The following is a 23,173-nucleotide window of genomic DNA, read 5'->3' as shown; positions in this document are numbered from 1 at the left end:
AGAAGATCTGCCAACCTAAAAATTGGTAGATCTTTTTCTATAAAAAAGATGGTTTTTGTTAGACAAAAGCAAGATAAAAAACTATAATAAAGTTAAGGTCAAAAAAGGTCAGACTTATCTTTTATAAGGAGGACGAATGAATGGATTTACAAAAATTTACGCAACAAGTCCAGCAAACAATTGCGGACGCTCAAAATTTAGCAATTGCATCCGAACATCAAGAAATCGACGTCGCTCATGTTTTTAAAGTGTTATTAACAGAGAGTGATTTTGCCAAACGTGTATATGATGTAGCAGAAGTAGATATAGATGCACTTCAAAAAACAGTAGAAGATGCTTTAACAAAAATTCCTGTGGTCTCTGGAAGCGGTGTAAACTATGGTCAAGCAATGAGCCAAGCACTTTTTCAGTTGATGCGGGATGCCGAAAAAGAACAAAAACAATTAGACGATGATTTTGTATCAACAGAACATCTAATCTTAGCTGTCATGGATCAAAAATCAAATCCAATAACAATGAATCTAAAAAAACAACATAAATCTAAAAAACAAATTCAAGAAGCTATTTTAAAAATCAGAGGAGGGAAAAAAGTGACTTCTCAAAATGCAGAAGAAAACTATGAAGCCTTAACAAAATATGGACGTGATTTAGTCGCGGAAGTTAGAAGTGGTAAACTCGATCCAGTAATCGGACGCGATGCAGAAATTCGTAACGTTATCCGAATTTTATCTAGAAAAACAAAAAATAATCCAGTTCTGATAGGTGAACCAGGCGTTGGTAAAACAGCCATTGTCGAAGGTTTAGCACAACGAATCGTTCGAAAAGACGTTCCAGAAGGGCTGAAAGATAAAACGATTATCTCGCTTGATATCGGTTCCCTTATTGCTGGAGCTAAATATCGCGGTGAATTTGAAGAACGTTTGAAAGCAGTACTTCAAGAAGTGAAACAAAGTGACGGTCAAATTTTACTATTTATTGATGAAATTCATACGATTGTCGGCGCAGGTAAAACAGATGGCGCAATGGACGCCGGAAATATGTTAAAACCGATGCTTGCCCGCGGTGAACTACACTGTATCGGCGCAACTACGTTAGATGAATACCGCCAATATATTGAAAAAGATGCCGCGCTCGAAAGACGTTTCCAAAAAGTACTTGTCCCAGAACCAACAGTGGAAGATACAGTATCCATTTTACGTGGGTTAAAAGAACGCTTTGAAATTCATCATGGGGTAAATATTCATGATAATGCTTTAGTTGCAGCAGCGAGTCTTTCTAATCGTTATATTACGGACCGCTTCTTACCAGATAAAGCAATCGACTTAGTAGATGAAGCATGCGCAACTATTCGTGTCGAAATTGACTCGATGCCAAGTGAACTCGACGAAGTAACGAGAAAAGTAATGCAATTAGAAATTGAGGAAGCGGCTTTAAAAGAAGAAAAAGATCCAGCGAGTGAACGCCGTTTAGAAATATTGCAACGCGAACTAGCTGACTACAAAGAAGAAGCCAATCAAATGAAATCGAAATGGGAATCCGAGAAAAACGAAATTAGTAAAATTCGTGAGGTCCGAGAACAAATCGATCATTTGCGTCATGAATTAGAAGAAGCAGAAAATAATTATGATTTAAATAAAGCAGCAGAATTACGACACGGTAAAATCCCGGCTGTGGAAAAAGAATTACTAGAGTTAGAAGCAGAAAATCGCGAAAAAACTGCACAAGAAGACCGGATTTTACAAGAAGAAGTAACAGAAAATGAAATTGCAGAAATCGTCGGACGTTGGACAGGAATTCCAGTGACCAAGTTAGTAGAAGGAGAACGCGAAAAACTGCTTAAATTAGCAGATGAACTTCATCAAAAAGTAATTGGTCAAGATGACGCTGTTCAATTAGTTAGTGATGCTGTACTTCGTGCACGCGCTGGTATTAAAGATCCGAAACGCCCAATTGGCTCATTCATTTTCCTAGGGCCAACAGGTGTGGGTAAAACAGAACTTGCCAAAGCACTCGCATTTAATATGTTTGATTCAGAAGATCATATGATTCGAATTGATATGTCTGAATACATGGAGAAACATTCCGTATCAAGACTTGTCGGAGCTCCTCCAGGCTATGTTGGCTATGAAGAAGGCGGTCAACTTACTGAAGCTGTAAGACGAAATCCTTATTCAATCGTCCTACTTGATGAAATAGAAAAAGCTCATCCAGATGTATTTAACATACTATTACAAGTACTTGATGATGGACGTATCACAGATTCACAAGGTCGATTAATTGATTTTAAAAATACAGTAATTATTATGACGTCAAATATTGGCTCTAATTTATTACTTGAAAGAACCGAAGAAGGCGAAATTTCACCGGAATTAGAATCGGATGTAATGCAAATTTTACAAAGTGAATTCAAACCGGAATTCTTAAACCGCGTAGATGATATTATTCTATTTAAACCACTAACACTAGCTGATATTAAAGGCATTGTGGAGAAATTAGTAGAAGAACTTCAAATCCGTTTAGCCGACCAAGAAATTACGATTACTATTTCCGATAATGCAAAAGCATTTATTGCGGAAGAAGCATATGATCCGGTATATGGCGCACGACCACTTAAACGCTATATTGTGCGTCATGTTGAAACGCCACTTGCTAGAGAAATTGTATCAGGTAAAATCATGCCACATTCATCTGTAGAAATTGATTTAGCAGATAAAGAATTTACTTTTAAAGTCACAGAATAACATAGAAAAGGTTTGACACCTCGCTTGAAAGGGAAAACTTTGGTTGGATTAGTCGTTTAGAAAATAGACGAAAATGGAAGGATGAGGAAGATGAAATTAGTATTAATTCGTCATGGTCAAAGTGAATGGAACAAATTGAATTTATTTACAGGTTGGCATGATGTTGACTTGTCACAAGAAGGCGTTGTAGAAGCAATGACTGCAGGAAAAAGAATTAAAGAAGCGGGCTTAGAATTCGATGTTGCCTTCACTTCTGTTTTAACGCGAGCTATTAAAACACTTAATTATGTGTTAGAAGAATCTGACCAAATGTGGGTACCAGTTCATAAATCTTGGCGCTTGAACGAACGGCATTATGGCGCACTTCAAGGTCTTAACAAACAAGAAACTGCTGAAAAATATGGTGCTGACCAAGTACAAAAATGGCGCAGAAGCTATGACACTCTTCCACCGTTATTAGAAGAAAACGACGAAAGACAAGCCAAAAATGATCGCCGTTATCAACTCCTTGATACACACGCTATTCCGGCAGGTGAAAACTTGAAAGTAACATTAGAACGCGTTATTCCTTATTGGATGGACACGATTGCTCCAGAAATTAAAGAAGGACGGCGAGTAGTCATCGCGGCGCATGGTAACAGTTTACGAGCATTAGTGAAATTTCTAGAAGGTATTGGCGATGATGAAATAATGGATTTAGAAATTCCGACAGGCGTGCCACTAGTATATGAATTAAACGATGATTTAAAACCAGTAAATAAATATTACTTGGATAAATAAAAAAGAAGCTCTTTCCAATATATTGGAAAGAGCTTCTTTTTTTGAACTGCACCTGAAAAGTCAGTTCTCGCTATCAGAAAGTTGGATGTTTACTTAAAGTCATAAACTTCGCTATCTTTAGGCATCAAGAAAGTGATTAAAATAATGAAGAAGGATAACCCTACTGTTAAAATAATAGCCCGCGTCATATCAAATGATACATATAACATGGAAGAAAGAACGAATTCTGCCATTAAAGAAAGTAAGAATACCCAAACTACAGTTACCACATAACGCATCCTTACACCCCATTTCATCTATTTCATTATACATTTTAGCACATAAAATTAGATTATCCAATCATATATCATTTGAAAATACGATTATCAAAAAATGGAAGGAAATGAACTTTAAATGGAGAATAGTAGTGTAAAGGGGTAAATAAGCAATGACATAATATTGTCAAATGTAAATAGGTGCACAGGAACCCTCTATACTAGCCATTCTGCTTACTTTATTATAAATCTTTCATCAAAAAATTAGTAGGCTCTCAGAATGAAAATGCTAGAATGAAGAAGGTTAACAGAGACAGAGCCATTTAAATTGGGGGAACTAACTAATTTGGATAGGAAGTGCCAACTGATAATGAAAAAGAAATTCACGCAGATTTTACTAGCAAGCGTCATCGTAAGTTCTACACTAGTACCTTTTGTTCAAGCGGAGGCAGCAGGAACGAGCCAAACTTCAGTAAGTCACGCAGGAATGACTTTATCACAACAACAATTTATACAATCCATAGCAAATGATGCACAAGATCTACAAAAAGAAGAAAAAATATTGACGAGTGTCACTTTAGCACAAGCTATTCTAGAATCCAATTGGGGTAAAAGTGGCTTATCAACTTCAGCTAACAACCTGTTTGGAATTAAAGGAAGCTATGAAGGAAATTCCGTTTCAATGGGAACGCAAGAATTTAGCAGCGGGAAAGCCTACCGCACACAAGCTGATTTCAGAAAGTATCCAGACAAAAAAGCATCTTTAGTCGATCATGCCCAACTTTTTTTTAATGGAGTATCTGGTAATGCAAATCTTTACTCAGCGGTCATCGGAGAAACAAACTATAAGGAAGCAGCATACGCAATTCAAGATGCAGGTTATGCAACTGACCCAGCATACGCAGAAAAACTCATTTCAACTATTGAAAATTACAATTTGGATCAATATGACCAAATTTACGATACAGTGACATCAACAGAAAACCAATTAGCATATGCGGAAATTAAAGATTCTAGCAATGAAACAATTTGGACAAAACCATATAATACAGAGGGTGCAGAAAAAACAGGTAGTGTCAAAGATTACAAAAATAAAAGCCTTCGAATTTCTCAAAAAGCTGTCACAGAAAAAGGAACATGGTATCAGCTTCTAAATCAAGGCGAAACTATTGGATGGGTAAACAGTAATGCTGTAGAAGTTTTTTATACCCCGAAAAATGAAACAAATGTGAAACTAGATAAATATATCACCGATTCGGATCAAAAAATCTATGCTTACCCAGTAGAAGATAATTCAAAAGTAGTCACAAATCTTAATGATTATCTAGGGAAAGAATTAGATATTGACCGTCGTGCAGATGTGAAAAATGAATATTGGTACCGTATTAAGTCAGACGATGGGAAAGTAATTGGCTGGTCAAAAGCAGACGGTTTTGCTGAAAACAATCCTAATAAAGCGTTAGAAGTAAAATAAAAAAGTAGCAATCCAATTGCTTAATTGATAGTTCTCTGTTAAAATTAGCACCAGGTCATAAAAATAACCAGGAGAAAATTTATTTTCACCCTGATGTAGTTTGATATGGAGGAGAACACATGAACGCAGGAATTTTAGGAGTAGGTAAATACGTACCTGAAAAAATAGTAACTAACTTTGATTTAGAAAAAATTATGGATACATCTGATGAGTGGATTAGAACTCGAACTGGTATTGAGGAAAGAAGAATTGCTCGTGATGACGAATATACGCATGATTTAGCATATGAAGCAGCAAAGGTAGCCATTAAGAATGCTGGTCTTACACCAGATGATATTGACTTGTTTATCGTTGCAACTGTTACACAAGAAGCGACATTTCCTTCAGTTGCTAATATTATCCAAGACCGCTTAGGAGCAAAAAACGCTGCTGGTATGGACGTTGAGGCAGCTTGTGCTGGTTTCACTTTTGGAGTAGTGACTGCAGCACAATTCATTAAAACAGGTGCATATAAAAATATCGTGGTTGTCGGTGCGGATAAATTATCTAAAATCACTAACTGGGATGATCGCACAACAGCAGTATTATTCGGTGATGGGGCAGGTGCTGTAGTTATGGGACCAGTTTCTGATGATCATGGTTTACTTTCATTTGACTTAGGTTCAGATGGATCAGGTGGTAAATACTTGAATTTAGATGAAAATAAAAAGATTTATATGAACGGTCGTGAAGTATTCCGCTTTGCAGTTCGCCAAATGGGAGAAGCTTCACTACGAGTACTTGAACGTGCTGGTCTTGAGAAAGAAGACTTGGACTTACTAATTCCTCACCAAGCAAATATTCGTATTATGGAAGCTTCTCGTGAGCGTTTGAATTTACCAGAAGAAAAACTGATGAAAACAGTACACAAATATGGTAATACTTCGTCCTCTTCAATCGCACTTGCGCTCGTTGATGCAGTGGAAGAAGGACGTATTAAAGATAATGATAACGTTCTGCTCGTAGGTTTTGGCGGCGGACTAACATGGGGCGCCCTAATCATTCGTTGGGGTAAGTAAGCAGTAAATTTAAAAAGGAAAGTTGCCCTAACGATTATTTTAGTTAGGACAACTTTCCTTTATTTATGTTATAATGGAACAGGCTTTTGGTTTATTTGTTTGTGCACTATTATTAATTTTAAATAAAGCCTTAACTTTATACTAGCTGCTGTCATTGGACAGAAGTTGTTTTTTATGAATCGCAAAATAAGGAGATGAGTAAATGGATAAGAGAAGAGTAGTTGTTACTGGTATTGGAGCTGTTACACCTATTGGAAATGATGCGGAAACTTCTTGGGAAAACGCAAAAAAAGGTGTTAATGGTGTTGCAAAAATGACAAGACTTAATCCGGATGACTTTCCGGTTAAAATTGCAGCAGAATTAAAAGATTTTGATGTAGAAAAATATCTAGAGAAAAAAGAAGCTCGTAAAATGGACCGTTTTACGCATTATGCAATTGCAAGTGCTGAAATGGCCGTGCAAGACTCTGGTTTAGTTATTGATGATTCCAATGCAAACCGAGTTGGTGTTTGGATTGGTTCAGGAATTGGTGGAATGGAAACTTTCGAAACACAATATGAAATTTTCTTAAATCGCGGTCATCGCCGAGTTAGCCCGTTTTTCGTACCTATGATGATTCCAGATATGGGTTCAGGCCAGGTTTCTATTCGTTTTGGTGCTAAAGGCATTAATTCTACAACAGTTACAGCTTGTGCAACTGCAACAAACTCAATCGGCGACGCGTTTAAAGTTATTGAGCGTGGAGACGCTGATGCAATGATTACTGGTGGAGCAGAAGCGCCGATTACTAAAATGTCACTTGCTGGTTTTACTGCTAATAAAGCTTTGTCATTAAATCCAGATCCAGAAACTGCATGCCGTCCGTTTGATAAAGATCGTGATGGTTTTATTATTGGTGAAGGCGCAGGTATCGTTATTTTAGAAGAATACGAACATGCAAAAGCACGTGGGGCAAAAATTTACGCTGAAATCGTTGGTTACGGTGCAACAGGAGATGCTTACCACATTACTGCTCCAGCTCCAAACGGTGAAGGTGCTGCGCGCGCAATGAAAATGGCGATTGATGATGCTGGCCTTACCCCTGATAAAGTAGATTATATTAATGCCCACGGAACAAGTACACCGTACAATGATGAATACGAAACACAAGCTATTAAAACTGTCTTTGGAGATCATGCGAAAAAATTAGCGATTAGTTCTACTAAGTCAATGACTGGACATACTCTAGGTGCGTCTGGCGGAATAGAAGCTATTTTCGCCCTATTGACTATTCGTGATAATATTATTGCACCAACGATTCATTTGAAAAACCAAGATGAAGTTTGTGACTTGGATTATGTTCCAAATGAAGCACGTGAGGCAAATGTAAATGTAGTAATTTCTAACTCTTTTGGCTTTGGTGGTCACAATGCGACTTTAGTATTTAAAAGAATAGAAGACTAAAATATAATCAAAAGCCTTACCTCTAAAAATGAGGTAAGGCTTTTTTTGAGCAAAAAACTAGCTTTCATTATTATGATTGGTTACAATTAAATTGTACACAACTTAAAAGGAGGAGAACATGTTGGACACGAATACACGCATATTAGAAGAGCAACTATGTTTTTCTGTTTACAATGCATCCAAACAATTTACTAAACTTTATCGTGAAGCTTTAGAGCCGTTTCAATTAACCTATCCACAATATATTGCTTTGCTTGTTCTATGGGAAGTTGAAGAACAAACTGTATCAGAACTTGGGAAGAGGTTGGCTTTAGATAGTGGAACTTTAACACCTATGTTAAAACGAATGGAGCATTTAGGATATGTTACACGGAGTCGTCATCCGGAAGACGAGCGCCGCGTTTATATTCGCTTAACAGAAAAAGCAATAAAAATACAACCTGACGTATTAAAAAGCGTGGACAACTGCCTTCAATTACTTGATTTCAAAGAATTAGACTACACACAATTACTTACCAAAATACAATCGTTAACGAAACAATTAGGAGGAATAGAAAATGAAAAAATTATATGAAACAACAGTCATTAATACAGGTGGAAGAAGTGGTGAAGTTCATTCGCCAGACAACGTATTTTACTTTGATATTTCTGCGCCAACAGAACTTGGTGGAGACGGCGGTGGTGGAACAAACCCAGAACAACTATTTGCGGCTGGATACGGAGCTTGTTTCAATAGCGCGTTAGAATTAGTTCTAGGAAAAGCTGGGATTGAAGCAAAGAGCACAGTAACAGCAACTGTCAGCTTATATAGTGATCCAGAAGACAACGGTTTTAAAATTGGTGTCGTATTAGAAGGAACTATCGAAGGACAAGATAAAGAAAAAACAGAAGCACTACTTAAAAAAGCACATGAAGTTTGTCCATATTCTAAAGCAACTCGTGGTAACATCGATGTGGAAATTAAAGTAGGTTAATGTTTAAATAAAAAAAGCCAATGACTTAGATCAACTAGTCATTGGCTTTTTTATATTATCTTCTGCGTTTGCGGCCAAGCCCCACGCCATTTTCCATTTTCTTCAATGTTTTATTAGCCACGCGAGCAGCTTTTTCTGCTCCTGCGTCTAATATAGTGTCCAGCTCCTCAGATTTTAGATAAGCATAGTACCTTTCTTGAATTGGCTCAAGTTCAGCAACAACTAATTCAGCTAAATCTGTTTTAAAATCGCCATAACCTTTTCCAACATATTTTTCTTCTATAGTAGAAATTGTTTCGCCAGTGATAACAGAATAGATAGTTAGTAAGTTAGACACACCTGGTTTTTCTTCTTTATTATATTCAATAATACCACTAGAATCGGTTACAGCGCTTTTGATTTTTTTTCTAATGGTAGCTGGTGGGTCAAGTAAAAAGATAGCATTTTTCAAATTGGCATCAGATTTACTCATTTTTTTCGTTGGATCTTGTAAGGACATTACTCGTGCGCCTTGTTTAGGAATGAATACTTCTGGCATCGTGAAAATATCTGCGTGCTTTTTATTAAATCGTTCTGCTAAGTCGCGAGTTAATTCGATATGTTGCTTCTGATCCTCGCCAACAGGAACTAAATCGGTTTGATAAAGTAAAATATCAGCTGCCATCAATGGTGGGTAAGTTAAAAGGCCAGCACTGACACCTGCTTTCCCATCTGATTTATCTTTGAACTGCGTCATACGTTCTAATTCGCCAATATATACGTTACATTGTAAAATCCATGCTGCTTGAGCATGTGCTGCAACTTCAGATTGAATAAAAAGAGTCGCTTTTTCAGGATCCAGTCCAACTGCTAAATAAAGAGCTGCTAAACTTCTTGTTTGCTCACGAAGCTTTAATCTATCTTGTGGAACCGTAATAGCGTGTTCGTCAACGATACAATAAAAACATTCATATTCATCTTGAAACTGACCAAACTGTTTCAAAGCTCCAATATAATTTCCTAAAGTTAATTGTCCACTAGGTTGAATTCCGGAAAATATTACTTTTTTCATGTTTATTCCTCCAATTTTTTCACTGATAGCGAAAATAAAAAACCGTCCATCCCAACATATAAATGTTAGGGACGAACGGTTATCCGCGGTGCCACCCTAAGTACCTAAAAAGGCTCTTAGCAATAGAAAATTTCTATTAAAGAAGTAACGGTCTTTAGCCGCTGTTCGCTACTGGCTTTCACAAACAGTCCTTAGAAGTCCATTCGATTTTGCGCTTTATCTGTTTCCACCAACCACAGACTCTCTATTATAAAGCAACAAAATGTACTAATCTTCCTATTAACGCATCAGTTATATTACTTTTATTCTATCAGTTTACAAAACGGCTTGTCAATTACAAAAACATACATAGAATACTAGATAGCATAACAAGTAGGGAACTAAACAAAATCCCAGCGTATCGAAGACCGACTAATTCAGATAAAGGCATATCTGAAAACTCATTTTCTTCTTCTCGTTTAATTTTGCGAGAAATACTTCGAAAACCATTATGAACGCGGTCTAAAAACCCACTTCTCATAATATAAACAAACAATCCAATTAGGAGCGCGATAAGTGCTACCATAAAGGAAATATCCACATAGTTGTTTAAACTAACACTCTGATTTTTTCCGAAAAGTAAAATACCAAAAATAATAGCTTCTTGAATAAGTGTATAAATAGTAATTCGTAAAAACATTTCTTCACCTCTAATTAAAATTCATAATTCACTCTATCACAATTTGGATAGAAAGACTATATGATAGAAGGAAGCTATCATTTAATGTTAGAAATTTGTCCGTTTTTAGTAAAATAACCTTCCAACTGTCTTTACAGATTATTAACAGAAAAATCGCTTTATATCAACGTTTTTCGAATTTATTACAAAATTTAATTAAATTTTTGATATTTTTATCTAGACAACAGCTCAAAAAAAGTATATAAATATAATAATCCTTTAAATTTTAAAGGGGTTCGATATTTTCGTTTATACAAAAAAGATAACTTCTTCCAGTTTTAACTTAATTGGCAAAGTTCATCGTAAATTTATCAATTTAAATGGTTATGTTTTCTGAAAACTTAATCAAAAGGTTTAGCAAAGTATACATAATTAATTCGATTTATTGCAAAATAGAGGATTGCGTAACACTTTCTGTTCAGAGTTTTCACGCAATTTCAATTTTGCCTTAATATTTTAATAACTTGTATCTTTCATCCTTGTTTTCATTTATCTTGTAAAAATAATTTACAAAGCCAGAATTCTTAGAGTATAATAGGTATCGAAACAATTTTTCAGAAAAATAAAAAAGGGAGGTCTACTTAGTGAAAAAATCTAAATTATTTCTTACACTTGGATTAACACTATTACTAAGCTTAGTCTTGGTAGCATGCGGAGGCGGATCAGATTCCAAATCCGACAAAAAAGGCTCAGATTCAGGAAAAGCTTCAGGAGAGCAAGTACTTAACTTGACAGAAAGCGCACTAATTCCTTCTGCAGACAGCACAAAAGCGGATGACCAAGTTGGTTTGAACGTTGTAAACCAAACAAACGAAGGTCTATATGCGCTTGACAAAGATGGTATTCCTGCCATTGCCGGTGCTGCTGAAGAGCCAAAAGTTAGCGATGACAAAACAGTTTATACAATCAAACTTCGTGAAGATGCAAAATGGTCAAACGGAGACCCTGTAACTGCAAATGACTATGTTTACTCATGGCGTCGTGCAGTTGACCCTAACACTGCTGCAACATATTCTTACCTATTTGATGCAATCAAAAACGGTGGAGATATCGTAGCTGGCAAGAAAAAACCTGAAGAATTAGGAATTAAAGCAGTAGATGATTATACTTTAGAAGTTACTCTATCTAAACCAACTGCTTACATTAACTCACTATTCGCATTCCCGACTTTCTTCCCACTTAACGAAAAATTCGTTACGGAAAAAGGCGAAAAATATGCACAAAATAGTGATAACATGTTATTCAATGGACCTTTCGAGTTGAAAGACTGGACTGGAACAAACAAAAAATGGACTTACGTAAAAAATGATAAATATTGGGATAAAGATAAAGTTAAGTTGAAACAAATCAACGTACAAGTTGTTCAAGACTCCGGTACTGGACTTAACTTATACAACACTGACAAAGTTGACCGTACTGTATTGAGTGCAGACTATGCTGCTCAAAACAAAAACAATAAAGACTATGTAACAGTGAATGATTCTTCTACTTTCTACATTAAATTTAACCAAAAACGTGCTGGCAAAGATACAGTATTTGCTAACAAAAACATCCGTAAAGCTATAGCTCTTGCGATTGACAAACAATCGTATACTGATACAGTTCTTAAAAACGGATCTAAACCTGCAAACAACCTTGTACCAGAAGGTTTCACTTTTGACCCAGGTAACAAAGAAGATTATACAAAAGAATCTGGCAAACATTTAGAATATGATGTAAAAGAAGCTCAAAAAGCTTGGAAAGCTGGTTTGAAAGAATTAGGAGTTAACGAAATTACAGTTGAATTCACTAGTGATGACACTGAAAATGCGAGAAAATCTTCTGAATTCATTCAAGACCAACTACAAAAGAACTTAGACGGTCTTACAGTTAAACTTAAAAACGTACCATTTAAAGTTCGTTTACAAAATGACCAAAACCAAGATTACGATTTCTCTATGAGCGGCTGGGGTCCTGACTATCAAGATCCATCCACTTTCTTAGATCTATTCGTAACTGATGGTGCACAAAACAGAATGAGTTATTCTAACAAAGACTACGACAAGATTTTAAATGATGCTTCTGTAACTTATGCAGCTGACGATCAAAAACGTTGGGATGAAATGGTTAAAGCAGAAAAAATCCTTCTTACGGATGATGTAGCTATTCAACCACTTTATCAACGTTCTACTGCATACCTACAAAAAGACTACATTAAAAACTTGCAAAAAAATCCATTTGGTCCAGATTACACTTACAAAGAAACATACTTGACTAAATAAAATATTAGTCTTTAAGAAATGCTTGACGGAAAGAGAGAGTATATTTCGATATGCTCTCTCCTTTTGCTGATGATTTTCATGTGTTATAATTAAAAATTAAAGTATCCTTTTCTAGTCTTCTAGAAACCTAACATTCGAAAAATGAAGTTTTTTTCCTAACTAATTTGCACTAATGCAATAAAAGTTTAGAAATGTAGAAAAAGGCTCACTAAACTTGCGAATTTGGTTAGGAATAACTTTTTTTATATATTAATTAAAACTGGGAGGTGTAGAGATAGATGGTTAAATATACGTTAAAAAGAGTATTATATATGCTTATAACGTTATTCATCATTGCTTCGGTTACGTTTGTTCTTATGAAATTCTTACCTGGTACGCCTTACCGTAATCAGGAGAAACTATCTGACGAACAAATTCACATGATGAATGAAAAATATGGACTAAATGATTCGATTCCAGTCCAATACTTTAATTATATGACAGGTTTGGTAAAAGGTGACTTAGGTGTTTCCTTCCAACTTGATAATAGACCAGTGTCTGAGATTTTAGGTGCACTGATTGGTCCATCTGTCCAATTAGCACTTGAGGCAATGGTTTTTGGTATTATATTTGGTATCTTACTTGGGGTAGTAGCGGCCATGTATCAAAACAAGTGGCCGGATTATACGAGTACATTTATAGCAATATTAGGTAAGTCAGTTCCATCTTTCGTATTTGCGACTGTTTTACAATACTGGCTTGGAGCAAAACTTCAAATTTTCCCAGTAGCAGGTTGGGGTACGTTTGCAGATACTATTCTTCCAGCATTCGCGCTTGCGATGTTCCCACTTGCAACAGCAGCTCGTTTCATGAGAACAGAGTTAATTGATGTATTTGCATCTGATTATGTTCTACTTGCCAAAGCGAAAGGGAATAGTAGAACGGAAGTAGCAGTTAAACATGCGATTCGTAATGCACTTATTCCTTTAATTACAGTTTTAGGACCATTATCGGTTGCACTGATGACTGGTTCCCTGGTTATTGAAAATATTTATAGTATTCCTGGTATCGGTAGCCAATTCGTTTCTTCTATTCAAACAAATGACTATCCAGTTATTATGGGAACTACTCTCCTATTTGCTGCTATGTTAGTATTTGTTATCTTGGTAGTGGATATTCTTTACGGATTGATTGATCCTCGAATCCGTGTGTCTGGAGGTAGAAAATAATGGCAGAGCACAAAATTGCAAAAGAAAGATTTCAGCCAGCACACATTCTGGATGCGGAAGCAGAGAAAATTAATCGTCCAAGTTTAACATTTATGCAAGATTCTTGGCTTCGTATTCGTAAAAATAAAGCGGCTTTAGTTTCTCTAATTGTATTAGCACTTGTTATTATCATGGCAATTGTTGGCCCTTATTTATCACAAAATTTGGGACCAAAACATGATATTAACCGACAAATTACTGAAAATGCAAGTCTTCCTCCAAAAGTTCAAGGCTTTGAAAATATGCCTTTCTGGAATGGTCATCAATCTATTGGTGGAGAAGATGTTGATATTTATAAACAAAATAATATTAAAGAGGGTACTTACTACTGGTTAGGTAGTGATACGCTTGGACGTGACCAATTTGCTCGTATTTGGGCTGGTACACGTGTATCTCTTATTATTGCTGTTGTAGCAGCGCTTTGTGACCTTGTTATAGGAGTTGCTTACGGTTTAATTTCTGGTTATGCTGGAGGACGCGTAGATAACTTTATGCAACGTGTGTTGGAAGTTATTGGAGCAATTCCCAATTTAGTTGTTGTTATTCTTATGATGTTAGTATTAGATTCAGGTATGGTTTCTATTATTATAGCTATAGCAATGACCAGTTGGATAACGATGGCTCGGGTAGTCAGAGGACAGGTACTAAAACTTAAAAACCAAGAATTTGTTATGGCTTCCATGACACTCGGTGAATCTACACCAAAAATTTTAACTAAACATTTAATACCAAATATTTCAGGTGTTATTATCATTAACATCATGTTTAGTATTCCTAGCGCGATTTTCTTTGAAGCCTTCTTAAGCTTTATTGGGCTTGGTCTTCCAGCGCCAGCAGCGTCTCTTGGTGTCTTGGTAAATGATGGATATAAAACATTACAAGTATTACCGTATATGATTCTGTATCCATGTATTGTACTTTGTATCATTATGATTGCATTTAACTTAATTGCAGATGGCTTGCGTGATGCCTTCGATCCTAAAATGCGCGATTAAAAGAGAGGTGAGGAAAAATGGAAAAGCTATTAGAAGTTAAAGATTTAAATATTTCATTCCACACATATGCCGGTGAAGTAAAGGCGATTCGTGGAGTTAATTTTGACTTATATAAAGGGGAAACCTTAGCGATTGTTGGCGAATCTGGTTCTGGTAAATCAGTAACGACAAAATCGATTATGCGTTTACTTCCAGAAGGTAACTCAGAAATTAAAAGTGGCCAAATTTTATTTAACGGAATGGATATCGCTAAAGCTCACGAAAAACAAATGCAAAAAATTCGTGGGAAAGATATAGCTATGATTTTCCAAGATCCAATGACATCATTAAATCCTACGATGACAATTGGTAAACAAATTTCTGAACCACTTATTAAGCACCAAAAAATCAGTAAACATGAAGCACATAAAACAGCACTTCGTTTACTTCAATTAGTTGGTATTGCCAACGCAGAAGAAAGAATTAAACAATATCCTCACCAATTTTCAGGTGGGATGCGTCAACGGGTTGTTATTGCGATTTCACTTGCATGTAACCCACAAATTCTTATTGCAGATGAGCCAACAACAGCGCTAGATGTAACTATCCAAGCGCAAATTTTAGATTTAATGAAGGATTTACAGAAAAAAATTGATACGTCGATTATCTTTATTACCCATGACCTTGGTGTTGTAGCAAACGTTGCAGACCGTGTAGCTGTTATGTACGGTGGTAAAATTGTTGAAATCGGAACAGTTGATGAAATTTTCTATAATCCACAACATCCTTATACATGGGGACTAATTAGCTCTATGCCTACTTTGGATACAGATGATGAAGAATTATTTGTTATTCCTGGTACGCCACCTGATTTACTTCATCCTCCAAAAGGGGACGCATTTGCTGCGCGTAATAAATACGCAATGCAAATTGACCTTGAAGAAGAGCCACCACTATTTAAGGTGTCTGATACACATTATGCGGCTACATGGTTGCTTCATCCTGATGCACCAGAAGTAACGCCACCTGATGCTGTATTACGTCGCCAAGAGCAGTTTGCGGAACTTCATCCTGGCATGCAAGCTGTCCATGCGAAAGGGGTAGAAGTAGAATGACTGAACAAAGAGAAAAATTATTAGAGATTCATAATCTAAAACAATACTTCAACAAAGGTACTGCAAGTGAAGTACGCGCGGTTGATGATATTTCTTTTGATATTTATAAAGGTGAAACACTTGGTTTAGTAGGTGAATCTGGTTGTGGTAAATCTACAACTGGGCGTACTATCATTCGTTTATACGATGCAACTGGCGGAGAAGTTATTTATAACGGTAAAGATGTGCACGCACGTAAAAGCCGTAAAGAAATGCTTGAATTCCGTCGTAAAATGCAAATGATTTTCCAAGATCCATACGCATCTTTAAATCCGCGTATGAAAGTTAAAGATATCATTGCTGAAGGTATTCGTATTCATGGCCTTGCTAAAACACCTGAAGAAACGAATAAACAAGTATACGATTTGTTAGAAACAGTTGGATTAAGTAAAGAACATGCTGGCCGTTATCCACATGAGTTTTCCGGCGGTCAACGTCAACGTATTGGTATCGCTCGTGCGCTTGCTGTTCAACCAGAATTCATTATTGCCGATGAGCCTATTTCCGCACTAGATGTATCTATCCAAGCGCAAGTAGTAAACTTATTACGTCAATTGCAGAAAGAAAAAAATCTAACTTACCTATTCATTGCCCACGATTTATCAATGGTTAAATACATTAGTGATCGTATTGGCGTAATGTACTTCGGTAAATTAGTAGAGTTAGCGCCAGCAAATGATTTGTATCATGCGCCGCTACACCCTTATACAGAATCACTTTTATCCGCGATTCCGTTGCCAGATCCAAATTATGAACGTACTCGTGTGCGTAAAACATATGACCCAATGTCTCATAACTATAAAGATGGCGATGAAATTAAAATGCGCGAAATTGCTCCTGGACATTTTGTTTATTGTTCAGAAGAAGAAGAAGTTATGTATAAAGAAAAGCATGCTAAGCTAACTGCTGAAGCTGCTGCGAAATAATAGGAAAACATCAATCAGAGTAAAATTTGATTGATGTTTTTTTTACAAAATTAAAATTCTCATGAAATTCTCATAAAAAAGCTATTTTTTTCATGTGATTTTAGTTTAAACAAGTTATAGTAGGGGTATCATATACATAACGGCTTGCTAACAATGGTTTTACATATTTGGAAAGAAAATTTTTGAAAATAGTATATGGAATTTCACAAAATTAGTGTATAATGAAGTGTAAGTTCTTTAATGAATTTTCCAAATAGAGATATTGCTAGAATTTCGTTATATGAATGAAACAATACCCGATAAGGAGTGTGAATGTCTAATGGTAACGTTATACACTTCACCTAGTTGCACATCTTGCCGAAAAGCTCGTGCATGGTTGGAAGAACATGATATCCCTTATAAGGAAAGAAACATTTTTTCTGAGCCACTTAGTTTGGATGAAATTAAAGAAATTCTTCGTATGACTGAGGATGGTACAGATGAAATTATTTCCACTCGTTCAAAAACGTTCCAAAAACTGAACGTGGATTTAGATAGTCTTCCTTTGCAACAACTATTTGAATTAATCCAGAAAAATCCTGGCTTATTAAGACGTCCTATCATTATTGATGAAAAACGTTTGCAAGTTGGGTACAATGAAGATGAAATTCGCCGTTTCTTACCGCGCCGTGTACGTACGTATCAACTACGTGAAGCGCAAAAAATGGTTAACTAAGATTGATAAAAGTGGTTGCCAAGGATTCCATTCAATTGGATTCTTGGCGCTTTTTTTGTAGTTTAAGTAAATGTTCTTGAATTTTTTTCGCTTTTCAGCTAAGATAAGATTCCACCAAGCAAATCGAAGGAAAAATGGTGGTACTATTTCCTAATATGAGCTACAATGAATTTAACCAATTAAGTTTTACCCTTCATTGTCAATGACTAAGAAGGAAGGGAGAGTGTGACGATGGAAATTGAACGAATTAATGAGGATACAATCAAGTTTTATATCTCTTATCTGGATTTGGAAGAGCGAGGTTTTAACCAAGAAGATGTTTGGTATGATCGCGAGAAAAGTGAAGAGCTTTTCTGGGATATGATGGATGAGCTGAAATATGAAGAAGAGTTCTCTCCGGAAGGTCCGCTCTGGATACAAGTCCAAGCCTTAAAACATGGCTTAGAAGTATTCGTAACAAAAGCTACAATTGGTGGAAAAGGCGAAGATGGCTTCGATGTCACGCTTAGCTCGCCAGATGAGCTTGCAGAAGAAAAAATCGAAAAACTACTCGAAGAAAACTTTAATCCAGTGAAGAAAGAAGCACTTGGAGACGATGATACGCTAGAGTTTATTTTAGAGTTCCGTGATTTTGAAGATGCTATTTCTCTTTCACGAGCGACTGGACTAGAAAATTTAGTAACTAAGCTATACTCGTATCAAGGAAAGTATTATTTGAATGTAGAATTTCCTGAGAATAAATATGATGAATCTAACATTGACAATGCCGTTAGTATTTTGCTTGAGTACGGTTTAGAGTCGAATTTAACTGGTTATATGCTAGCTGAGTACGGAAAAGTAATCTTTGACGTTCCTGCATTAAAGCAAATTAGAAAACATTTCTAAAATAGTATTTTAAAGCCCCGTTTGTGCTGAAAAATAGCCAAACGGGGCTTTTTTGTGATTTTAAAAATAAGAAAGGAATTTGGATGCTCCTTGGCGAATAATAATATTAAAGAGCTAATAGGAGAGTGATAATTATTTTTACAGCCAGAAATAACATGGGAGAAACTTTTACTATTACTAAGATGAATGTGGAACGAATCAAGCAAGAAGAAAGACTGTTTTGTAAGTCTTGTGCAAGCCCAGTAATGATAAAAGCAGGACAGATAAAAATACCGCACTTTGCCCACGAGAAGACAATGAAGTGTGCATTTGCTTCTGAAGGGGAGAGCGAGGAACATTTAGCAGCTAAAAAACAAATCATGGCCTGGTATTGCTATCAAAGTATTCCTGTGGAAGTGGAAAGTTATTTTCCAGAAATAAAACGACAAGCAGATATTTTTGTGAATGGGAAGGCAGTAATTGAATTTCAACGTTCTTCTATTTCAATTAGTGAAATGATTCAACGAACAATGGACTACTTATCAATTGGATTAGAAGTTCACTGGATACTCGGGCAAGTGGTTAGGAAGGAGAAGGGGCGTATTTGTCTTTCTGCATTCCAACAAGCTTTTATTCAGTCTGACAAGAAATTGGGTTATCATTTTTGGCACTATTCTACTGAGCGAGAGATTTGTACACTTTATTATCATCTAACATTTGAAAAAGGAAATCGTTTTTTCGCAAGTGAAATGAAATTTTCTATGAAGGCACCTTTTAGTGAATGGAAGAAGAAGTTAGCTAGAATTATTACACGCCATGCCTATGTAAAACGAGATAGAGAACTCGAAAGACAAAAAATTTGTTTTTATTATGCTAAATTTAAAAAACATGGACAATTTATGCAAAAATTATTTAATGCCGGTTATTATTTGCATTATTTACCGAAAGAGATAGGTGTGGATTTAGAAGAACAATTTTTAGTTATCACACCTGCTGTTGAATGGCAATTTGATTTGTGGGAAAAGTTTTTTAAAGGTCTGGAGAAAGGAGATACTTTTAGCGAATGCTGCTTTTTTGAGAGTTTTCAATCAGTTGTAACCCAAATTTTAACTATCTGGCTTTCTCCAAATGAAAGTTTGAAGTTAGGAAAATCATATCTTTCTTATTTGATTGGTGAAGGGGTGTTATCTACCATACCAGATAATCGATATCGTGTGAAACGGAAAATGGTTTTTACTAATACTCGAGCAGCACATATATAATCATCTGTTTTGCTTTTTTAGTTATTTTGGCTCATAATAAAAACAAAATGACACTATGGTTGGGGGTTTTAATATTGAGTAAAACAAATGCATTACCTTTAAGAGAAGAAGTACCGGAAAATCTAACTTGGGATTTAACTACGATTTATCCAAACGATGAAGCTTGGGAACAAGCATTTACAGATTTGCAAAAAATCACAGAAGAAAGCGAGCAATTTAAAGGGCGTTTATCGGAAAGCAGCCAGACACTATATGAAGCACTTCAATTTCGAGATAATGCATATGATTTAATTAGTAACTTATATGTATATGCGCATTTGAAAATGGACCAAGATACGGCTAATGCGAAATATCAAGGTTTACATAGTCGCGCAGGAAGCCTAGTTACAAAGCTAATGTCTGCACTGTCTTATTATGATCCTGAAATTTTAGCTATGGACGAAAGCGTTTTAAAACAATTTTTAAATGAGAACAAAGATTTACAATTATATGCGCATTTACTAGAAGAGTTAAATTTAAGCCGACCGTATATTTTAAGTGAGAAAGAGGAGGCTTTACTAGCTAACGCAGGTGAAGTGCTTGGCAGTTCGTCTAATACTTTTAATACCTTGAATAATGCAGATATGAAGTTTCCAACCATTAAAGATGAGAACGGGGAAGATATCGAAATTACTCATGGTCGTTTCGGGAAATTGTTGGAAAGTAATGATCCGCGAGTTCGTCGTGAAGCGTTTCTTGGTGTGTATTCTGTTTATGAAGGCCTAAAAAACACCTTAGCCTCTACTTTGAATGGACAAGTGAAGAAGTCTAATTTTTATGCTTCCACTCGTGGCTACACGTCAGCTCGTGAAGCGGCTCTTTCTGGGAACCATATTCCTGAAACAGTATATGATTCCTTGTTAAAATCAGTAAATGCGAATGCAGATTTGCTTCATCGTTATGTGAAGTTACGTAAAGAATTACTTGGCTTAGAGGAATTGCATATGTATGATCTTTATACGCCACTTTCTGATGATGTTAATTTGGAGTTTACTTATGAAGAAGCGAAAGAACTTGTGCTTGAAGCGCTTAAACCGCTTGGTGATGAATATCAAGCAATTTTAAAAGAAGCATTTGATAGTCGTTGGATTGATGTGATGGAAAATAAAGGAAAACGTAGTGGAGCCTATTCTTCTGGTTCGTATAGTACGAGTCCTTATATTTTACTCAATTGGCAGGATAATATTAACAATGTTTACACACTTGCGCATGAATTAGGGCATAGTGTGCATAGTTATTATACAAGAAAAAACCAACCATTTGTTTATGGTGATTATTCGATTTTCTTAGCGGAGGTTGCTTCGACAACAAATGAAAATTTACTAACTGATTATCTTCTTAAGAAATATGATGATCCAAAAGTTCGTGCTTACTTGTTGAATCACTATTTGGATGGATTCAAGGGTACTGTATTCCGTCAAACCCAATTTGCTGAATTTGAACATGCTATTCATAAAGCGGATCAAGAAGGAGTGGCGCTGACTGCGGATTACTTGACCGAAACATATTTTGATATTAACAAGAAATATTACGGGGAAGCGATGGTTTATGATGCTGAAATCGGTTATGAATGGTCTCGTATTCCGCATTTTTATATGAATTATTATGTGTTCCAATATGCGACTGGTTTTTCTGCAGCATCTGCATTGAGTGCGAAGATTTTAACAGAAGGCCAAGAAGCGGTGACTGCCTATATTGATTTCTTGAAAGCGGGAAGTTCGGATTATCCTATCGATGTGTTGAAAAAAGCAGGAGTTGATATGGCAACTCCTAATCCGGTGGATGATGCACTAAAAGTATTTGAACAAAGATTAGATGAACTAGAAAAATTAGTTAAATAATATATTGTGAAATTTGCTAAAAAAAGACATCGTAGAGATAATGGCTGCGAGTCTTTTTTTTCGTATGTTTGAGTGATTCCAATATTCATAGAATAGACAAATAAAAATAGGTATGTGAACTATTGAATTATAAGCGTTTATATGGTATATTATAACCGTGAAATAAATCACAAACAAATACCCCCTTTATTTGATTGTGTGAATTTCTCCTTTTGATTGCGCTGTAAGAAGCCGTGGCATTTTGCTACGGCTTTTTACGTTATTACGATACTAACTCAGAATTAAAGGAGGATTAAAGATGGAATTTGAAGATGGAAAATTACTACGAGAAGTACTTCTTTTTGCGGGAAGTGTAGATACGAAGATTAATGATATGTCACTTGAAGTGATTGATTTTGGAAATCTGCGGGACTATACAAAAAATGAAGTACTACTAACGCTTTATTGGTTGGAAGAGAATGGCTTTTTAACAAGAAATAATAATATTGCAGAAAAAAGATACACGTTAACTTTAAAAGGGGAATTACTATATGATCGCTTTTCTCAAATAGAAGAGTAAAAGGAAATAATTATTAACCATGGATAGTTGTTGCTATTCATGGTTTTTTTGCGTTTTTAATTTGTGAAAAAGCAATCTGTTGTTGACAATGATAATCATTATCAATTAAAATGATAATTAACGTATCCTTTTACATAAACTTTTACTCCACTTTTATTAGTGGGGGTTTTTTATAAATAGTAGTTTTTATTAAAGAAGGGAGATTTAAGTATGAAGAAAGTTTTAGTTTTGGCTGCTTTTATTGCCTTATTCAGTTTTTCGTTTCTTTCTACGGGATTAACGGCACAAGCTGCTCTTAAGGATGGCACCTATTCGGTTGATTATACGGTACTACAAGGGGATAGTGATTCCGTATCTATGGCGAATGACTATTTTGATAAGCCTGCAACGGTAACTGTAAATGGAGGTAAATCTACTGTTAGTTTGCAAGTGAACTATAGTAAGTGGATTACTGGTTTATGGGTCGAAGGTAGTGCGGTTAGCGTGACTTCGAAAAATACAGCGAATGATACTCGAAAAGTGTCGTTTCCTGTGTCGACTTTAAGTAGTCCTGTTAATGCAAAAATCAAAGTAGATATTGATGATGACGATTTAAATTATCATCATGAGTATCAAATCAAGTTACGTTTTGATGAAGGTTCTGCTAAAGCATTAGCTGGCGCGGTAAAGTCTTCTGATAATAACGATACAGCAACCCCAGCAACAAAAAGTGACTCAAGTAATAAAGTAGCAAATCCGAAGTCTAGTGATTCTAGCCAAATGTTTTTATATGGAATTATTTTTGTTGCAGCAGGGACAGGGTTAGTTTTACTTAAAAGACGTGCGATTTTTAAATAA

General features: G+C 35.8%; 21 protein-coding genes and 1 other annotated feature. Of the genes, 18 read left to right on the top strand and 3 right to left on the bottom strand.

From position 1 onward, the window contains the following. The first annotated feature begins 140 nt into the window (after window positions 1–140). Both clpB and gpmA read left to right on the top strand, forming a co-directional pair. Window positions 141–2,741 (top strand): ATP-dependent chaperone ClpB, encoded by a 2,601-nt coding sequence (gene clpB, locus GL301_RS11340; RefSeq protein WP_003726239.1) that lies wholly within the window; start codon window positions 141–143, stop codon window positions 2,739–2,741. 90 nt (window positions 2,742–2,831) lie between these two features. Continuing rightward, on the top strand, window positions 2,832–3,521 hold the full coding sequence (gene gpmA, locus GL301_RS11335; RefSeq protein WP_003726238.1) for a 2,3-diphosphoglycerate-dependent phosphoglycerate mutase: 690 nt from the start codon (window positions 2,832–2,834) through the stop codon (window positions 3,519–3,521). Between the two features lie 89 nt (window positions 3,522–3,610). Here gpmA and GL301_RS11330 read toward each other — a convergent pair whose 3' ends face one another. After that, a complete protein-coding gene (locus GL301_RS11330) occupies window positions 3,611–3,799 on the bottom strand; it encodes a YjzD family protein (RefSeq protein ID WP_003740802.1) in 189 nt (62 codons plus the stop codon). A 322-nt stretch (window positions 3,800–4,121) separates the two neighbouring features. On the opposite strand from GL301_RS11330, the gene GL301_RS11325 reads away from it, so the two are divergent. The 5 genes from GL301_RS11325 (at window position 4,122) to GL301_RS11305 (ending at window position 8,725) form a co-directional block, all read left to right on the top strand. Then, window positions 4,122–5,249 (top strand): GW domain-containing glycosaminoglycan-binding protein, encoded by a 1,128-nt coding sequence (locus GL301_RS11325; protein WP_274758723.1) that lies wholly within the window; start codon window positions 4,122–4,124, stop codon window positions 5,247–5,249. A 119-nt stretch (window positions 5,250–5,368) separates the two neighbouring features. Further along, window positions 5,369–6,307: a 3-oxoacyl-ACP synthase III FabH gene (gene fabH / locus GL301_RS11320; RefSeq protein ID WP_003722325.1), complete on the top strand. Its 939-nt coding sequence runs from the start codon at window positions 5,369–5,371 to the stop codon at window positions 6,305–6,307. 202 nt (window positions 6,308–6,509) lie between these two features. Beyond that, complete coding sequence (gene fabF / locus GL301_RS11315) at window positions 6,510–7,751, top strand: beta-ketoacyl-ACP synthase II (RefSeq protein WP_003727843.1); 1,242 nt, start codon at window positions 6,510–6,512, stop codon at window positions 7,749–7,751. A gap of 121 nt (window positions 7,752–7,872) precedes the next feature. Then, the gene (locus GL301_RS11310) at window positions 7,873–8,325 is read left to right on the top strand and encodes a MarR family winged helix-turn-helix transcriptional regulator (protein WP_003727844.1); all 453 of its coding nucleotides are present in this window, start codon (window positions 7,873–7,875) and stop codon (window positions 8,323–8,325) included. Continuing rightward, complete coding sequence (locus tag GL301_RS11305; protein ID WP_003722322.1) at window positions 8,309–8,725, top strand: organic hydroperoxide resistance protein; 417 nt, start codon at window positions 8,309–8,311, stop codon at window positions 8,723–8,725. Before GL301_RS11310 ends, GL301_RS11305 begins: the two co-directional genes overlap by 17 nt. A gap of 55 nt (window positions 8,726–8,780) precedes the next feature. Here GL301_RS11305 and trpS read toward each other — a convergent pair whose 3' ends face one another. Beyond that, the gene (gene trpS / locus GL301_RS11300) at window positions 8,781–9,776 is read right to left on the bottom strand and encodes a tryptophan--tRNA ligase (RefSeq protein WP_003724614.1); all 996 of its coding nucleotides are present in this window, start codon (window positions 9,774–9,776) and stop codon (window positions 8,781–8,783) included. 64 nt (window positions 9,777–9,840) lie between these two features. Next, window positions 9,841–10,068, bottom strand: a binding site (T-box leader). A 42-nt stretch (window positions 10,069–10,110) separates the two neighbouring features. Beyond that, window positions 10,111–10,455: a DUF3899 domain-containing protein gene (locus GL301_RS11295; protein ID WP_003724613.1), complete on the bottom strand. Its 345-nt coding sequence runs from the start codon at window positions 10,453–10,455 to the stop codon at window positions 10,111–10,113. A gap of 623 nt (window positions 10,456–11,078) precedes the next feature. On the opposite strand from GL301_RS11295, the gene GL301_RS11290 reads away from it, so the two are divergent. The 11 genes from GL301_RS11290 to isdC all read left to right on the top strand — a co-directional run bounded on the left by GL301_RS11290 (window position 11,079) and on the right by isdC (window position 23,173). Continuing rightward, on the top strand, window positions 11,079–12,755 hold the full coding sequence (locus GL301_RS11290) for a peptide ABC transporter substrate-binding protein (protein ID WP_003724612.1): 1,677 nt from the start codon (window positions 11,079–11,081) through the stop codon (window positions 12,753–12,755). A gap of 278 nt (window positions 12,756–13,033) precedes the next feature. Then, window positions 13,034–13,963: an oligopeptide ABC transporter permease gene (gene opp3b / locus GL301_RS11285; protein ID WP_003729597.1), complete on the top strand. Its 930-nt coding sequence runs from the start codon at window positions 13,034–13,036 to the stop codon at window positions 13,961–13,963. Continuing rightward, complete coding sequence (gene opp3C / locus GL301_RS11280; RefSeq protein ID WP_003731899.1) at window positions 13,963–14,997, top strand: oligopeptide ABC transporter permease; 1,035 nt, start codon at window positions 13,963–13,965, stop codon at window positions 14,995–14,997. The genes opp3b and opp3C overlap by 1 nt, the downstream gene beginning before the upstream one ends. 17 nt (window positions 14,998–15,014) lie before the next feature. After that, window positions 15,015–16,091: an ABC transporter ATP-binding protein gene (locus tag GL301_RS11275; RefSeq protein WP_003722316.1), complete on the top strand. Its 1,077-nt coding sequence runs from the start codon at window positions 15,015–15,017 to the stop codon at window positions 16,089–16,091. Further along, window positions 16,088–17,056: an ABC transporter ATP-binding protein gene (locus tag GL301_RS11270; RefSeq protein WP_117383339.1), complete on the top strand. Its 969-nt coding sequence runs from the start codon at window positions 16,088–16,090 to the stop codon at window positions 17,054–17,056. Before GL301_RS11275 ends, GL301_RS11270 begins: the two co-directional genes overlap by 4 nt. A gap of 319 nt (window positions 17,057–17,375) precedes the next feature. Continuing rightward, on the top strand, window positions 17,376–17,771 hold the full coding sequence (spxA, locus tag GL301_RS11265) for a transcriptional regulator SpxA (protein ID WP_003720569.1): 396 nt from the start codon (window positions 17,376–17,378) through the stop codon (window positions 17,769–17,771). A 231-nt stretch (window positions 17,772–18,002) separates the two neighbouring features. Further along, window positions 18,003–18,656, top strand: coding sequence for an adaptor protein MecA (gene mecA, locus GL301_RS11260; RefSeq protein ID WP_003724608.1), 654 nt, complete (start codon window positions 18,003–18,005; stop codon window positions 18,654–18,656). Window positions 18,657–18,781: 125 nt separating this feature from the next. Continuing rightward, on the top strand, window positions 18,782–19,897 hold the full coding sequence (locus GL301_RS11255; RefSeq protein ID WP_003740782.1) for a competence protein CoiA: 1,116 nt from the start codon (window positions 18,782–18,784) through the stop codon (window positions 19,895–19,897). 74 nt (window positions 19,898–19,971) lie between these two features. Next, window positions 19,972–21,777 (top strand): oligoendopeptidase F, encoded by a 1,806-nt coding sequence (gene pepF, locus GL301_RS11250; protein WP_070232306.1) that lies wholly within the window; start codon window positions 19,972–19,974, stop codon window positions 21,775–21,777. A gap of 298 nt (window positions 21,778–22,075) precedes the next feature. Next, window positions 22,076–22,336, top strand: a complete 261-nt coding sequence (locus GL301_RS11245; RefSeq protein ID WP_010959019.1) for a DUF3116 family protein — start codon at window positions 22,076–22,078, stop codon at window positions 22,334–22,336. Window positions 22,337–22,546: 210 nt separating this feature from the next. Next, window positions 22,547–23,173 carry a heme uptake protein IsdC gene (isdC, locus tag GL301_RS11240; protein WP_070008120.1) on the top strand — a complete coding sequence of 209 codons (627 nt, stop codon included), beginning with the start codon at window positions 22,547–22,549 and terminating at the stop codon, window positions 23,171–23,173.

This window comes from Listeria sp. LM90SB2 (assembly GCF_028867355.1).
Taxonomy (GTDB): Bacteria; Bacillota; Bacilli; order Lactobacillales; family Listeriaceae; genus Listeria; species Listeria monocytogenes_B.
The sequence above is the reverse complement of the archived record's forward strand: the minus strand, read 5'-3'. Positions and strand labels throughout refer to the sequence as shown.